This is a genomic window from Streptomyces murinus (assembly GCF_002154555.1).
In the GTDB taxonomy this organism is placed as follows: domain Bacteria; phylum Actinomycetota; class Actinomycetes; order Streptomycetales; family Streptomycetaceae; genus Streptomyces; species Streptomyces murinus.
Window position 1 is genome coordinate 1 of sequence record NZ_MUNF01000325.1, and the last position, 13,928, is coordinate 13,928.

Here is a 13,928-nt window from a genome sequence, read left to right on the forward strand (position 1 = left end):
CGGCCGGCGCCGCCGCCGAACGGGCCGCCGTACCCGTCGCGTTGCACCTGGACCATGTGCAGAGCGACGACCTGCTGCGCCAGGCGCCCGGCGCCGGGTTCAGCTCGGTGATGTACGACGCGGCCCGGCTGCCGTACCCCGACAACCTCGCCGCGACCCGGGCGGCCGCCGACTGGGCGCACTCCCAAGGGCTGTACATCGAGGCCGAGTTGGGGGAGGTCGGCGGCAAGGACGGGCGGCCCCCGCTGGACGCGCACGCGCCCGGCGCCCGTACCGACCCCGCGCAGGCGCGGGACTTCGTCGGCGGTACCGGGGTCGACGCCCTGGCCGTCGCCGTCGGCAGCGTGCACGCCATGACCACGCGCACCGCCGCCCTCGACCACGCCCTGCTCAAACAGCTGTCCGCCGCGCTGTCCGTCCCCCTGGTGCTGCACGGCTCCTCCGGCGTGCCGGACGCGGGCCTGGTCGAGGCGGTCGCGGGCGGCATCGCCAAGGTCAACGTCGGCACCGCGCTGAACATCGCCATGACCGGCGCGATCCGGGAGTTCCTCGCCGCGCACCCGGAGGCGGTCGACTCCCGCAAGTACCTCAGCGTCGGCCGGGAGGCGATGGCCCTGGAGGTGCGGCGCCTCATCGCGGTCGTGACCGGCGCCGCCGGGGCGGCTACGCCTTCCTGACCGCCTTCAGGAGCACGAACTTCGCGTCGCTGGCGACGAGTTCGCAGTTGCCGAACACCCGCTTCAGGGTGATGTGGTAGCCCAGGTGCCGGTTGCCGATCACCCACAGCTCGCCGCCCGCCCGCAGTGCGCGCCGCGCGCCGGTGAACATCCGTCGCGCGGTCGCGTCCGTCGTCGCCTGGTGGGAGTGGAACGGCGGGTTGTTCAGGACGAGGTCCACGCTGTCGGGGGCCACCCCGGTGAGCCCGTCGCCGACCCGGAACTCGGCGTGCCCGGGTACCCCGTTGGCCTTGTAGGTGGCCTCCGCGGCGGCCACCGCCTGGAACGACTCGTCCACGAACAGCACTTCGGCCGCCGGGTCGGCCAACGCCACCGCCGTACCGACCACGCCGTTGCCGCAGCCGAGGTCCACCACCCGGGCCGGGCCGGGGCCCGGCAGGTGCTGGAGCAGGAAGCGGGTGCCGATGTCCAGCCGGTCGGCGCAGAAGACGCCCGCGTGGTTGACGACCGGGCGGCCGGAGATCGCGCCGACGCCGGCGGGAAGGGCGTAGCGGTACGGCCATGGGTTCGCGGGCCGTCGCAGCGCCGGGTCGGGGGTGCAGAAGATCAGCCGGGCCTTCTGCCGGGCCAGCGAGGTCCGGGTCGGGCCGAGGATCCGCTCGAAGAGCTGAAGCGTGGAGGTGTGGATCTCCTTCACCATGCCGGTGCCGATCACCACCGTGCCCGGGTGCACGGCGGGCGCAAGCCGCAGCAGCTGGTCCTCCAGCAGCGCCAGGCTCTTCGGCACCCGCACCAGCAGGACGTCGATCCGCTCGGGCGGCTCGTCCTGGGTGGTCAGCAGCTGCACCGCGCCCGGTTCGACACCGGCCCGCGCCAGATTGGCACGGCTCGCCTCCTGGCCGAGGAAGGAGTCGGTGATCTGCGTCGGCCGGTGTTCCGCCAGCGCCGTCACCAGCGCGCCCCAGCGGTCCCCGAGCACCACCACCTCGCCGGTCAGCGGCACGTTCTCCGCGGCCAGGTGGCGCAGCAGATACGCGTCGGAGGCGTCCCAGGCACGCAGCCGGTCGCGGGGATCCTCGGGGAAGCGGGACAGCTCGACCTCGCCCCACGGTGTCGTCATACGGTCGCTCATCGCGCTCCAGGCTAGCGGAACCGCAGATCAGGGCCCGTACGGCCACAGCCCCATGGAGACTTCTCGGACAAGGGGCGACAAGGAGCGGCCACCGAGAACGACTGCTTGTCGGCTTGTGTTCTCCTCGTACCGGTATCGGCAGGGCGCCCCACGCCCTCAGCCCGAACCGCCGACCAGCGCCTCGCCGAGCGGGGTGCGCCGGTAGAGCACCGACCGTCCGGAGCGCGCCCGGACGAGCAGCCCCGCGGCCCGCAGGACGGCGAGATGGTCGCCCACCGCGCCCGGCGCCATGGCGAGGCTCCGGGCGAGATGGCTGGTGCTGGCCGGGGCGTCCAGCGCCACCAGCAGCCGGGCCCTGGCCCGGCCGACCAGGGCGGTCAGCGCGTCCGGTCCGGGCGCGGCCTCCGGCGCGTCCCACAGGGCGGCCGTGCCGCGGGCGGGATAGACCAGGGTCCTGGGCCAGGGGTCCTCCAAGTGGGCGGCGACGGACGGCCCGACGCAGACCGAGGGGATCAGCAGGAGCCCGTCCCCGACCAGCCGGACCGTGCCGCCCCGGGGGAAGAACCCGAGCTCGATACCGCCGGCGCGCCAGACGATGCCCGGGTGCAGGCTCTCGATGGCCGCGGCCCAGCCGTGTTCCCCGATCACCCCCACCCGGTGCACGACATCGCGCTCGCAGATCGCCCGCAGCTGCGGCCAGTCCGCGGCGAGCAGCTCCCGCCAGGCATGGTCCATCGCCTCGGCGATCCGGGGGACCGCGTCCGCCGAGTCCAGCACCGCGCGCACCCGGGGATCACGGCCGAGCGGCCGGGCCTTGGCGGCGACGAGTTCGCGGTGGGCCGCGGCCGCGGGAGTGGCCCGGATCGCGGCGAGGTCGTCCGCCCAGGTCTGGCCGAGGCCGCGCGGCGGCGGGGCGACGAAGTCCGCGCCGGATCGCGCGGTGTGCAGGGCGAGGAAGGCGTCCAGTTCGGTCTCGCGGCGAAGCCGTTCGAAGGCCGGCCGGAGCCGGGCCGCCCAGGCGCGCGGCAGCGGCCGGTTCCGGCCGGCGAGCGAGCGCAGCAGCGCGGAGAGTTCCATCGCGGGCGACAGCGCGAACCGGCTGCGCAGCAGGTCCTCGACGGAGACTTCGAAGCGGAGCATCCCGTCACGCTATCGCCAGGTGCCCGCTTCGATTCGTGCAGGGACGAATCATTGGAGCCCGGAGGGGACGTACGCGGAAGCTGTCCGGCGTGACCACAACCGCCGAACCCGTCCAGGGCGACCATCGAGCCACCTACCGGGAAGTGCTGGCCGAGCCGCGCTTCCGGCTGCTCTTCACGACCCGTACCGTCGCGATCACCGCGGACTCGCTGCGGATCACCACATTCTCGGTGCTCGTCTTCACGGCCACCGGCTCCGCGCTGTTCAGCGCGCTGGCCTTCGGCATCAGCTTTCTGCCGCAGCTGTTCGGCTCGCTGCTGTTCGGCTCCCTGGCCGACCGGTTGCCGCCCCGCGCGCTCATCGCCTGCGGCTACGCCCTGGAGTGCGCCGCCGCCGTGCTGCTCGCCCTGGTGCGGATGCCGATCGCGGCGAGTCTCGGCATCGTGGCCCTGATCGCCCTCGCCACCCCGGTGTTCAGCGGCGCGTCGAGCCGGCTGGTCGCGCGGTGGCTCGAGGGCGACGCCTATGTCCTGGGCCGCTCACTGAACAACATGGCCTCCTCCGGCGCGCAGCTCTTCGGCCTGGCGCTGGGCGGCGCCGCCGTCGCGGTGCTCGGCGCCCACCGGGCGCTCGCGGTGAGCGCCGCCCTCTACCTCGGCTGCGCGCTCGCCGTCCGCCTGCGGCTGCCCCGGCTGGAGCCGGGCGGGTCCGACGGCACCTCCGGCAGCGCGCGGGGCGACGGCGGGGCCGTCCGGGCCAGCCTGCGCGGCGCCGGACTGCTGTTGCGCGGTCGTACGGTACGACGTCTGATGCTGGCCCAGTGGCTGCCGTCGGCGTTCGTGGCGGGCGCGGAGGGACTGATCGTCGCCTACGCGGGCGGCCGGCACTTCGCGCCCGGCTGGTACGCGGCGCTGATGGGCTGTCTGCCGGTCGGCATGCTGATCGGCGACCTGCTGGTGGGGCGGCTGCTGCGGCCGTCCGTCCGGGAGCGGCTGGTCGTGCCGCTGGTCGTCCTGATGGGACTGCCGCTGATCGGCTTCGCCGCCGAGCCCGGCGTGGGCGTCTCGTGCGCTCTGCTGCTGCTCACCGGCTCCGGCTTCGCCTACGGCCTCGGTCTGCAACGGCCCTTCCTGGACGCCCTGCCGCGAGACGGCCAGGGCCAGGCCTTCGGGCTGCTCGGCTCCGGCAACATGACGCTCCAGGGCGTCGGCCCGGCCTGCTTCGGCTCGGTGGCCGAGGGCATCGGAACGGGTGGCGCGATCGCCCTGGCGGGCGGCGCGGCGGCGCTGACCGCGGGCTGGATCCTCAGCTGGCGGCGGGCCCCGTGAGGCAGGATGGGGTACGTGGACGCGGAACTGTTCCCCCGGGAGCGCGCGCAGCTCGCGCCGGGCGCCGCGCACATCCCGGACTGGCTGCCGGCCGAGCACCAGCGTGAACTCCTCGCCGCCTGCCGGGACTGGGCACGACCCCCGGCCGGACTGCGCACCGTGCGCACCCCGGGTGGCGGCACCATGACCGCCCGCCAGGTCTGCCTCGGCCTGCACTGGGGCGTCGTACGCGCCTGCCCCGCCTGCGGACGGCCCGTACGGGACAACCCCGAGTGTCCCGGACCCCATCAGTACCCCTACGCGTACACCCTTAAGGCCATCGACGGCGACGGCGCCCCGGTCAAGCCCTTCCCCGGACGGCTCGGCGAGGTGGCCCGGCGCGCGGTGGCCGACGCGCTCGGACCGGCGGCCGTACCCGGGCTGCCCTACGACATCGCGCTGATCAACTTCTACGACGGCGCCGCCCACATGGGCATGCACCGCGACAGCGATGAACGGGCCGACGCACCGGTGGTCTCGCTGAGCCTCGGCGACACCTGCGTCTTCCGCTTCGGCAACACCGAGACGCGGACCCGGCCGTACACCGACGTCGAGCTGCGCAGCGGCGACCTGTTCGTCTTCGGCGACCCCGCCCGCGCCGCCTACCACGGGGTGCCCCGGGTCCACCCGGGCACGGCACCGCCCTGGCTGGGCCTGGCCGGGCGGCTGAACATCACGCTGCGGGTGAGCGGGCTGTGACGGCCGCGCGGGCCACGAGCGATGCGGATCATGGGAGACTCGCCCTCATGAGCGGCAAGGCGGAACCCCGGGCGGCGGGGGAGAGGACCACCACGAGGGCGCGGCTGGACCGGGGCCGGAGCGCGCTCGGGCCCGCCCTTGAACTGGTGCACACCGGACGGGCGCCGACCCGGGCCGTGCTCACCGCCGAACTCGGCGTCACCCGGGCCACGGCCGGCGCGGTCGCCGCCGAACTGGAGGCCCTCGGCCTGATCCGGGTGGACGCCCGCCCCGCCGCCGCGGCCGGCTCCCAGGGCCGCCCCTCGCACCGGCTCGATGTCGCCGAGGAAGGCCCGGTCGCGCTGGCCGCGCAGGTGCACGCCGACGGTTTCCGGGCCGCGCTGGTCGGCCTCGGCGGCCGGATCGTGGCCACCGCGCCCGGCTGCGAGACCGTGGCCGCCGACCCGGCGAAGGTGCTCGGCTCGGTGGTCGAGGCGGGCGCGGAACTGCTGCGCACCACCGGCCGCCGCTGCGTGGGCGCCGGGCTCGCCGTGCCGTCCGCCGTCGCCCAGCCCGAGGGCCTCGCCCTCAACCCCCTGCACCTCGCCTGGCCTGTTGGCGCGCCGGTCCGCCGGCTGTTCGAGGAGTGCGTGCGCGCGGCGGGCATCCCGGGGCCCGCGTTCACCGGAAATGACGTCAACCTCGCGGCGCTCGCCGAACACCGGCACGGCGCGGGCCGGGGCGCCCGCGATCTGCTGTGCGTGGCCACCGGACACCGGGGCGTCGGCGGCGCGCTCGTCCTCGACGGCCGTCTGCACACCGGCAGTTCGGGGCTGGCCCTGGAGGTCGGGCACCTCACCGTCAACCCCGAGGGCCGCCCCTGTCACTGCGGCGGCCGGGGCTGCCTGGACGTCGAGGCCGACCCGCTGGCGCTGCTCGTGGAGGCCGGCCGCGAACCGGGCCCCGAGGACTCGCTCCTGAAGCAGGCCGACGACCTGCTGCGCACGCAGTACGACGACCCCGCCGTGCGCCGTGCCGCCGAGGCCCTGATCGACCGGCTGGGCCTCGGACTCGCCGGTCTGGTCAACATCCTCAACCCCGACCGGATCATCCTCGGCGGCCTCCACCGCACCCTGCTGGACGCCGATCCGAGCCGGTTGCGGGCGGTGGTCGCCGACCGCAGCCTGTGGGGCCAGAGCGGCGGCGTCCCGATCCTGCCGTGCACCCTCGACCACAACAGCCTGGTCGGCGCCGCCGAACTGGCCTGGCAGCCGGTCCTGGACGACCCGCTGGCCGCACTGCGCTGAACACCTCGCCGCGGTAGTCGTCCTCGCCGCTCGGCCGCGGCATGCCACCAGCCGGGCGGGGACGGCCTGTTGACCCGGGCCGTCGGCCGGCCGGGGTGCGGCCCGAGCCGCCACAGGGCGTCGGCGCGCACCCGGACGTCGTACCAGCCGTGCCAGTGGCCGTCGGCGCCGATCCCGCAGACGCGCCCCTAGCCGATCTCCTCGGGCCCGAACGGCATCCGGTCGATGCCGCGTTCCCGCAGTCAAGCGCGTGCGGCCGCCATCGGACGCGGCCGGCCCGGCACGTTCTCGTACGCGGCGCCGGTGATCCACTCGTGGTGTGCCGACGTCATGCCGGACATGACGCCCGGACCGTCACGCCCAGTCGACGGAGAACGCCTTCCCCGGGTGTTCGGTGAGGATCCGGTCGACCAGTTCCGTGCCCAACTCCGCCGCCAGGCGCGGGCGCAGGCGCCGCAACAGGTACGGCATCCCCGGGCCGCCGTCGACCGAGCGCGCCCCGGCGGTCACCGTGTCCCCGCCGAGCAGCAGCCGGTCGCCGAAGCCGGCCTCCGCGAGGGCGCGGGCGCCGGCCGGCATCTGCCAGTCGGTGGCGTGATGGGTGCGCGAGGGGCCGTCGAAGGCGAGCCAGCAGCCCGAGGCGGCGGCCTGCCGCTGGGTCACCGGGTCGGGGAAGCGGTTCAGATGACCGAGGATCACCCGGTCGCCGGGCACGCCCAACTCACCGCAGAGCAGGTCGAGTATGTCGAGGGCGCCGGTGCCCAGCTCCAGATGGACGGCGATGGGCGCGCCGGTCGCGTGGTGCGCCTCGGCGGCCGCCGCCATGGTCCAGCGGGCGTGCGCGTCGAGCGTGTGGAACCCGCCCGCCACCTTGATCAGCCCGGCCCGCACCCCGGTCGTACCGATGCCCTCGGTCAGCTCGGTGACGAAGACCTCGGCCAGCCTGCCGCGCAGTCCCTCCAGCAACTCCGGTGCCGTGTGCGGGGCTTGATGCAGCCCCGTCGCACAGACCAGGTGCACACCGGTGGCCCGGGACAGGGTCGCGAGATCGGCCGGGCGGCGGCCCATGCCGTGCGGTGTCCACTGCACGACGGCGGCACCGCCCGCCGCCCGGAACGCCTCCAGTTCGGCCCGCGCGGCGGCGACGTCGTCCAGTTCCCTGCCCGGCAACTGCCTGCTGCGCAGGAAGAGATGGTCGTGCGCGTCGCACACCCCCAGCTCCTGCGGGCGGATGTCACCGAGGACCGTACGGATCACCAGTGCCGCCCGCGCGGGAGCCGGTCGCGGCCGGGGGCGGACAGATGCAGCACCCGGTAGAGGTCGCCCTCGGCCTTGGGGGTGTCGTGCTCCCAGAGGGAGAAGTGGACCAGCTCCCAGCGGTGCGGGTCGGCGGCCGTCGCGGCCAGTACGGCACCGTCCTCGGCGGCCAACCGCTCGGCCGCGCCCGCCGCTTCCTCCATCAGGGACGGCAAGTCCGCACCCTCCGGGACCGGTTGCCTGTGCCGCACGGCGAACGCGGCACGGGTGCCGGTGCCCTCGGCGTAACCGAGCCCTGTCCACCGGCGTACGGCCGGACGTCCGAAGTCCTCGGCCAGGCGCTGGAATCCGCCGCCCCACAGGAAGCGGTTCATGCCCTCGACCGTGCGCCACAGATAGAACGGCGCGTACTGGTTGACCGGCGAGCCGTGCACACCGCGTTCCCGCAGCAGATACGCCTTGAGGCCGAGCCCCTCCCAGTCGTCCAGCAGATGCCCGAGGCGGTCGACACGGGCGCGGATGATGCCTGTGTCGTAGTCCGCGGGCAGTGTCACCTCGTACTGCATGGCATGCATCAAGTGGCCCCTTTCCTCAGGCGGTTCGGGGCGCGAGAAGGGCGAGCAGCCCGTCGACGGCCGCGTCGAAGGCGGCGGGGGAACCGGCGGCGCGGGCCAGCACATAGCCGCCCTGCACGGTCGCGAGGATGGTCGCGGCGGCCCGCTCGGCGTCCAGCTCGGGCGCGAACTGCCCCTGCCGCTTGCCCTCTTCGACGACCCTGGCGATCCGCTCCCGGATCGCGGCGAGCGTCTCCGTCACCGGGGCGCGCAGCTCGTCACTGGCGATCACGTCCGGGTCCATGGTCAGCCGCCCGACCGGGCAGCCGCGCAGCACCTCGCGCTCGCGGCGCAGATACGCCTCGATGCGCTCGTACGGTGTGCCCGGGCCCTCCAGGGAGCGTTCGGCCGCCGCCCGCAGCTGCTCGGCGGTGCGCCGGATCGCCGCCAGCGCGAGGTCCGGCTTGCCCTTGAAGTGGTGGTACATGCTGCCCTGGCCCGCGCCGGCGCGCTCCAGGATCGCCTTGGGACTGGTGCCCACGTAGCCGCGCTCCCAGAGCAGGTCGCGGGTCGACTCGATGAGTCGTTCGGAGGTGCTCATGGGGTCAGTGTACATACTGGTAGATACAGAAGTGCCGGTGGATACGGAAACGCTCGTCCCGTGGGCGTGCGGGTGCCCGGCGGGCGGTTCGTCGCCGCTCGCCGGGCACCCGTGCCGCCGTACGCCCGCCCACCGGTCCGGTTCAGCCCGTGCCCGCCGCGACCGGGTGGGTGGCGGCCAGTTCCTGCCCGCCGGGGGCGGTCGTGACCGCCGCCGGGACCGGTGCGCGGGGCGGGGTGGCGGGAGCCGCCGTGCTGACGACGCCCGCCGCGACCGGGGTGGGCGTCGGCTGGTGTTCCGGGGTGCGGCGCGGCACGCGGGCCGGAAGGCCGGGCGTCGCGGGCAGGGTGAACCAGACGACCTTGCCGTTGTCGCCGTCCGGCCGCGCGCCCCAGCTCTCGCTGACCGCGGCGACCATGGCGAGGCCCCGCCCGCAGGTGGCGAGCGGTGTGCCGCCCTCCGCGTCCATGTCCGCTTCGTCGGCCGGTACCGGCAATCGCGGATCGTGGTCGCGTACCGACACGGTGAGCCGGTCCGGGCGCAGCTCCAGCTCGACGGTGCACGACTTGTCGGGCCTGGCGTGTCGGTGGACGTTGCTGAGCAGCTCCGTCACACCGAGCGCGGCTCGGTCTATCAACGGGTCCAGATGCCAGTAGCGCAATTGCGCAGATACGATTCTGCGGACCTGGCCGATCCGCGACGGCAGGGCTTGGAGCTCCACCGTGCAGTGCCTGCTTGGGTGACTGATCACGGCTGCGACTCCCCGATGTGAGGTCCGGAACGGAACCGGAGAACACGGAGAACAACGGATCCAGCAGGCCCCCCGGCCCCGGGAAAGCGGCCGCCTGCTGTCGGTGGCCGGCGGGCTGGTTCGCAGCGTTGTCGCCGGTAAACCCAGAGTGACGTGAGACCAGCGTGGCGCAGGGGGCGGAGTGATGCAACTCATCGCGTCCGGATGGATACGGGTGGTGAATTCCGGTGCCCTGATCACCGGTGTCCGACGCCGTGCCGATCGCCCGAACACCGCGTGCCCCGCGGCGGATTGGTGCCGCCCGGCCTGCGGGCACGGCGTGCCGACCCGACACCGTACGCCGTCCGGACATCGCGTGCCGACCCGACGTCATACGCCGTCCGGACATCGCGTGCCGCGCGGACACCGAGTGCCGTGGGACGTCGTGACATGCGCACCGAATATCGCGCTCCTTCGCGGAAGATCGCGCTCCTTCGCGCCGGGGCACCGGGTGCCGCCCCGAACGACACGCGCCGCCCCGAACGACACGCGCCGCCCTGACGACGTACGCCTCCCCGGCATGACAGGCCGCGCGCTTGTTGCCGCACGCCGCCCCACGCCGCCCGAGCCCGCTGCGGGCTTCCGCCCCCTTCAGCCGCCGCGGCCCGCGGCCCGGCGGACCGCCTCGATGAAGCGGCGGGCCGCGGGGGTGCCCGGCTCGCCCGGGGCGGGGTCCTGGTCGGCCAGGGTCAGCAGGTACCGCTGGCCGTTGATGTCGGCCAGCGCCTTGTCGTCCGGGGCGAACCACGGCTTGGAGGCGCGCACCGCCTGCACCGGCGCGCTGTCGATCTCGCTGCCGTAACTGTTGAGCAACTCCACCCTGCCGTCATTGATCCGGACCTGTCCGGCCCGGGTGAGCGAGCGCATGCGTTTCCCGATCCGCACGCCCTTGGCCGTGAACTCCGGCTCCGCCATCCCTCGCCGCCCCCTTGCGCGCGTGTTCCCGTGTTCCGGTGTGCGCCCCCGTCCGCGTACGGGACGTTTGTCCCGACGCGTGCAGTCTGCCGCGCCACGGGGCGGAGCACCAGTGCGCGCGGGGGCGCGCACGACAGCGGCCCGGAGCACACCCGGCGGCGCGCCCGACCATCTCGTACGCCTGTGCCCCAGGGTCACTTTGGGCCGCCCAAAGATGCGTTTATGCAGGTGGGAAGCGGTCTGAAAGATGCCTATGCTCGAAAGAGCCGGCCCGCCCGAGGCGCCGTCGGCGCAGAGCGTAAGGAGCACCGACGTGAGCATCACCCACCAGGCCAGGACCGGCGCCACCCTCGATGTCGACCGTACCGACCCCGCCTATCGGGACTGGCTGAAAGAGGCCGTCCGCAAGGTGCAGGCCGATGCCAACCGCTCGGCCGACACCCACCTGCTGCGCTTTCCGCTGCCTGAGCGCTGGGGCATCGACCTCTACCTGAAGGACGAGTCGACGCACCCCACCGGCAGCCTCAAGCACCGCCTCGCCCGCTCGCTGTTCCTCTACGGCCTCTGCAATGGCTGGATCCGCCCCGGCCGCCCGGTGATCGAGGCGTCCAGCGGCTCCACCGCCGTCTCCGAGGCGTACTTCGCCAAGCTGATCGGGGTGCCCTTCATCGCGGTCATGCCCCGCACGACCAGCGCCGAGAAGTGCCGCCTCATCGAGTTCCACGGCGGCCGCTGCCACTTCGTGGACGACTCCCGGAAGATGTACGAGGAGTCCGCCCGCCTCGCGGTGGAGACCGGCGGCCACTACATGGACCAGTTCACCTACGCCGAGCGGGCCACCGACTGGCGCGGCAACAACAACATCGCCGAATCGATCTTCCGCCAGCTGGAGTTGGAGCGGTTCCCGGAGCCGGCGTGGATCGTCGCCACGGCGGGCACCGGCGGCACCTCGGCGACGCTCGCCCGCTATGTGCACTACATGCAGTACGACACCCGTATCTGTGTCGCCGACCCGGACAACTCCTGTTTCTTCGAGGGCTGGACCAGCGGCGACCCGGATGTCACCTGCGACTGCGGCTCCCGGATCGAGGGCATCGGCCGGCCGCGCATGGAGCCGAGCTTCGTGCCCGGCGCGATCGACCGGATGATGAAGGTCCCGGACGCGGCCAGCGTCGCCGCCGTACGGGCCCTGGAGGGGGTCATCGGCCGCAAGGCGGGCGGCTCCACCGGAACCGGGCTGTGGAGCGCGCTGAAGATCGTCTCCGAGATGGTGGCCGAGGGCCGTACCGGCAGCGTCGTCACCCTGCTGTGCGACCCGGGCGACCGGTACCTCGACAAGTACTACTCGGACGCGTGGCTCACCGAGCAGGGCCTGGACATCGCGCCGTACACGACGGCCATCGAGACGCTGCTGGCCACCGGCGTGTGGCCCGACTGAGGGGTCCGTGACCCGGCGGATCCCCGCGTGCGGCCGGACAAGGGCGACGCCCCGGCATGGCGCGCGGTACGGGCAGCGGGGCGGCGGAGGCCTGGCGTGCTGATTCCGCGGGCCGTCGCCGCCGTCGCCGTACCGGTCGGCTCAGGACAGCCGTCGGTCCAGTGCCCCCGCCGCCTGCCGGATGGCGAGGCCCACGCCCGGGGCGGCAAGTCGGCAGCCGAGGCGGAACGCGGCGGTGCCGTCGAGGGCGAAGACCGCCCGGATGCGGGTGCCGGTGCCGACGGGGGTCAGGCGCCATTCCTCGATCCAGGCGCGGGCGCCCGGGGTGTTGGTCACGTCGACGCGGTACGTGTACAGCGCGGGCTTCTCGGCGGCCAGGACGGTCTCCTCGAAGCGGATGCCGCCGCGCAGCCGGACCTCGCGTCCACCGTCCGTCGACCGGGCGCGGGCCACCGCCGAGAACCACTGCGGCATGCTCGACACATCCTCGGCGAGGGCCTGGTAGACCAGATCCGGGGCGGCTTTCATGTCCCGGCCGAACACCAGCCGTACGGGCGCACGGTCGACGAAGTCCGGGCCGACCGGACGCAGACGCTGGGCCATGGCGGCAACCTCCTCGTGAAGTCCCGCACGGAGGTGGGGCGTTGGCGAGTGCTGAACCTCTTCCGCGCGGACAGGCCGTGGCCGCAGCGTAGTTGACGCGGTGTCAGTTGTCCTCGACGTCGTCGGCGGGTTCCGCGGCGCTGTCGACGTCCGCCTCCCCGTCGTCCCCTGCCGCGTCCTCGACGTCCGGCTCCCCGGCCACGATCAGCCGCCGCAGCCGCTCGGAGACCTCGGTGCGGGCCTCCTGCGGCAGCCCCGAGTCGGTCACCAGGGTGTCCACCTGATCCAGCGTGGCGAACGAACTCAGGCCCACCGTGCCCCACTTGGTGTGGTCGGCGACCACCACCACGCGCCGCGCCGAGTGCACCAGGCGGCGGTTGGTCTCGGCCTCCGCCAGGTTCGGCGTGGACAGGCCCGCCTCGACCGATATGCCGTGCACCCCGAGGAAGAGCAGATCGAAGTGGAGCGCGGCGATCGCCTGGTCCGCCACCGGGCCCACCAGCGAGTCGGACGGCGTGCGCACCCCGCCGGTCAGCACCACCGTGGCCGCGCCCTGGCGCTGCCCCGAGATGCGCTGCGCCGCGTGGAAGACGTCCGCGACCCGCACCGAGTTCGTCACCACGGTCAGGTCCGGCACCTCCAGCAGATGCTGCGCGAGCGCGTACGTCGTCGTACCGCCGGACAGGGCGATCGCGGTGCCGGGGGTGACCAGGGCGGCGGCGGCCCGCGCGATGTCCTCCTTGGCCGACAGCTCCAGGCCCGACTTGGCCTCGAAGCCCGGCTCATGAGTGCTCGCCTCGACCACCGGGACCGCGCCGCCGTGCACCTTCTCCAGCACGCCCTGCCGGGCCAGCGCGTCCAGGTCGCGGCGCACGGTCATGTCCGACACCCCGAGCCTGCGGGTCAGTTCATTGACCCGGGCACCGCCGCGGCGCCGGACCTCGTCCAGGATCAGGGCGCGGCGCTGCTCGGCGAGGAGGTGCTGATTCTCGCTCACGTACGCTCCGGTCCTTTCGCCGCCAACCGTTCGACACACCCGGCGCATCCGCCTGCGAGCAGCGCGTTCGTCCGTCCGGAGGTGCGCGGGCGTCCCATCTTTTCACGGGACGGCACGGGGTGCGTCACCGCCCGGCGCCACGCGGGCGGGCGGCCGGGGGGCACGCTCGCCGCCGCGGCGATCGGGGAGATTCTGTGACGAGCGGTGTACAGCGGGCCGGAAACGGACATCCTGAAGCGCGCACGGACACAGGCCGTACGGCGTCACGGGGGAAGTGTGGAACGCGCTCAGGAACGCCCCGGTGGACAGCGGGTCGGGGGCCGCGCGCCCGAGCCGGTCGATCTCGAGTTACTGGTGCACGGGGTCGGCGGTACGACCCCGGAGGAGATGCTGGGCGACGCGCGCACGGTGCGGGTCGCGGGGGACGACACGGCGGCCGTCTTCCGGCGCGCCGAGGACGTCTCCGAGGACG

The 13,928-nt window shown here is 74.0% G+C and carries 15 protein-coding genes; 6 read left to right on the plus strand and 9 right to left on the minus strand.

From position 1 onward, the window contains the following. On the plus strand, positions 1-677 hold a 677-nt coding region (locus CCN72_RS20160), incomplete at its 5' end, for a class II fructose-bisphosphate aldolase (protein WP_107430130.1). On the opposite strand, the gene CCN72_RS20165 is transcribed toward CCN72_RS20160, so the two are convergent. Together CCN72_RS20165 and CCN72_RS20170 are read right to left on the minus strand one after the other, a co-directional pair. Beyond that, positions 664-1,797 (minus strand): methyltransferase, encoded by a 1,134-nt coding sequence (locus CCN72_RS20165; RefSeq protein ID WP_086808731.1) that lies wholly within the window; start codon positions 1,795-1,797, stop codon positions 664-666. The two genes, CCN72_RS20160 and CCN72_RS20165, sit on opposite strands and share 14 nt — an antisense overlap. 168 nt (positions 1,798-1,965) lie before the next feature. Beyond that, the gene (locus CCN72_RS20170) at positions 1,966-2,949 is read right to left on the minus strand and encodes an ArsR/SmtB family transcription factor (protein WP_086808732.1); all 984 of its coding nucleotides are present in this window, start codon (positions 2,947-2,949) and stop codon (positions 1,966-1,968) included. An 89-nt stretch (positions 2,950-3,038) separates the two neighbouring features. Here CCN72_RS20170 and CCN72_RS20175 point away from each other — a divergent pair, with 89 nt between their 5' ends. From CCN72_RS20175 to CCN72_RS20185, 3 genes are read left to right on the plus strand one after another with little or no spacing between them, the layout of a single operon-like run. After that, on the plus strand, positions 3,039-4,277 hold the full coding sequence (locus CCN72_RS20175; RefSeq protein ID WP_086808733.1) for an MFS transporter: 1,239 nt from the start codon (positions 3,039-3,041) through the stop codon (positions 4,275-4,277). Between the two features lie 15 nt (positions 4,278-4,292). After that, positions 4,293-5,015, plus strand: coding sequence for an alpha-ketoglutarate-dependent dioxygenase AlkB (locus tag CCN72_RS20180; protein WP_086808734.1), 723 nt, complete (start codon positions 4,293-4,295; stop codon positions 5,013-5,015). Between the two features lie 47 nt (positions 5,016-5,062). Further along, positions 5,063-6,301: an ROK family protein gene (locus CCN72_RS20185; protein ID WP_085563052.1), complete on the plus strand. Its 1,239-nt coding sequence runs from the start codon at positions 5,063-5,065 to the stop codon at positions 6,299-6,301. 354 nt (positions 6,302-6,655) lie between these two features. On the opposite strand, the gene CCN72_RS20190 is transcribed toward CCN72_RS20185, so the two are convergent. The 5 genes from CCN72_RS20190 to CCN72_RS20210 all read right to left on the minus strand — a co-directional run bounded on the left by CCN72_RS20190 (position 6,656) and on the right by CCN72_RS20210 (position 10,418). Beyond that, the gene (locus tag CCN72_RS20190; protein ID WP_425276158.1) at positions 6,656-7,558 is read right to left on the minus strand and encodes a phosphotriesterase family protein; all 903 of its coding nucleotides are present in this window, start codon (positions 7,556-7,558) and stop codon (positions 6,656-6,658) included. Further along, on the minus strand, positions 7,555-8,133 hold the full coding sequence (locus tag CCN72_RS20195; protein WP_086808735.1) for a DUF4865 family protein: 579 nt from the start codon (positions 8,131-8,133) through the stop codon (positions 7,555-7,557). The genes CCN72_RS20190 and CCN72_RS20195 overlap by 4 nt, the downstream gene beginning before the upstream one ends. A 16-nt stretch (positions 8,134-8,149) precedes the next feature. Further along, entirely contained in the window at positions 8,150-8,713 is a 564-nt protein-coding gene (locus tag CCN72_RS20200; protein WP_244174343.1) for a TetR/AcrR family transcriptional regulator, read from the minus strand. A 142-nt stretch (positions 8,714-8,855) separates the two neighbouring features. Continuing rightward, positions 8,856-9,464: an ATP-binding protein gene (locus tag CCN72_RS20205; RefSeq protein WP_086808737.1), complete on the minus strand. Its 609-nt coding sequence runs from the start codon at positions 9,462-9,464 to the stop codon at positions 8,856-8,858. A 630-nt stretch (positions 9,465-10,094) separates the two neighbouring features. Beyond that, on the minus strand, positions 10,095-10,418 hold the full coding sequence (locus CCN72_RS20210) for a hypothetical protein (protein ID WP_037659444.1): 324 nt from the start codon (positions 10,416-10,418) through the stop codon (positions 10,095-10,097). 313 nt (positions 10,419-10,731) lie between these two features. Between CCN72_RS20210 and CCN72_RS20215 the strand changes: the two genes are divergently transcribed. Continuing rightward, entirely contained in the window at positions 10,732-11,856 is a 1,125-nt protein-coding gene (locus CCN72_RS20215) for a PLP-dependent cysteine synthase family protein (protein WP_086808738.1), read from the plus strand. 141 nt (positions 11,857-11,997) lie between these two features. Here CCN72_RS20215 and CCN72_RS20220 read toward each other — a convergent pair whose 3' ends face one another. Both CCN72_RS20220 and CCN72_RS20225 read right to left on the minus strand, forming a co-directional pair. Continuing rightward, on the minus strand, positions 11,998-12,459 hold the full coding sequence (locus CCN72_RS20220; protein ID WP_086808739.1) for an SRPBCC family protein: 462 nt from the start codon (positions 12,457-12,459) through the stop codon (positions 11,998-12,000). A 103-nt stretch (positions 12,460-12,562) separates the two neighbouring features. Further along, on the minus strand, positions 12,563-13,456 hold the full coding sequence (locus CCN72_RS20225; protein ID WP_086808740.1) for a DeoR/GlpR family DNA-binding transcription regulator: 894 nt from the start codon (positions 13,454-13,456) through the stop codon (positions 12,563-12,565). A gap of 276 nt (positions 13,457-13,732) precedes the next feature. On the opposite strand from CCN72_RS20225, the gene CCN72_RS20230 reads away from it, so the two are divergent. After that, on the plus strand, positions 13,733-13,928 hold a 196-nt coding region (locus CCN72_RS20230; RefSeq protein ID WP_143664144.1), incomplete at its 3' end, for a hypothetical protein.